The sequence below is a fragment of the Mesorhizobium sp. M7A.F.Ca.CA.004.04.2.1 genome, from assembly GCF_004022825.1.
Classification (GTDB): Bacteria; Pseudomonadota; Alphaproteobacteria; order Rhizobiales; family Rhizobiaceae; genus Mesorhizobium.
The window spans coordinates 1-805 of sequence record NZ_RZPH01001566.1 but is presented as its reverse complement, the minus strand read 5'-3'; the positions used below and the strand labels follow the sequence as shown (position 1 = coordinate 805).

Sequence of the window (805 nt, the reverse complement as noted above, 5' to 3'; positions counted from 1 at the left end):
GGGTATTACGGGCGCGCTGCTCAAGGCCACCCACAACGCCGGCTTCGCCGAGCCGAAGCCGATCCAGGCACAGGCGATCCCCCCTCAGATGGAAGGCCGTGACATTTTCGGCATCGCCCAGACCGGCTCCGGCAAGACCGCGGCCTTCGCGCTGCCGATCTTGTCGAAGATCATTGCGCTTGGCACCAAGCGCCGGCCGAAGACGGCGCGTGCGCTGATTCTGGCGCCGACGCGCGAACTCGCCGTGCAGGTGACGCGCGAACTGGAATGGCTCTACGAACTGACCGGCGCCACCGTGGCGTCATGCGTCGGCGGCATGGACATGCGCTCGGAGCGGCGTGTGCTGGAGCGCGGCGCCCATATCGTCGTCGGCACGCCCGGCCGGCTGCGCGACCACATCACCCGGCGCTCGCTCGACATGTCGGCGCTGAAGGCGGTGGTGCTCGACGAGGCCGACGAAATGCTCGATCTCGGCTTTCGCGAAGACCTCGAATTCATCCTCGACGCTGCTCCGGCCGAACGCCGCACGCTGATGTTCTCGGCCACCGTGCCGCGCTCGATCGCCACGCTCGCCCAGGGCTACCAGCGCGATGCGGTGCGCATCTCGGCCGCCGGCGAGGAGAAGCAGCATCTCGACATCGAATACCGGGCGCTGAGCGTCGCCCAGCCCGACCGCGAGAACGCCATCATCAACGTGCTGCGCTATTACGAAGCCAAGAACGCGCTGGTGTTCTGCAACACGCGTGCCGCCGTCAATCATCTGCCCGCGCGCTTCAACAACCGCCACTTCTCCGTCGTGCCGCTT

General features: G+C 67.2%; 1 protein-coding gene. It reads left to right on the top strand.

Features of this window, described 5'->3' with window-relative positions; translation table 11 throughout:
* Positions 1 to 4: 4 nt before the first annotated feature.
* A partial coding sequence (locus EN893_RS36170; protein ID WP_164901502.1) for a DEAD/DEAH box helicase occupies positions 5 to 805 on the top strand: 801 nt, incomplete at its 3' end.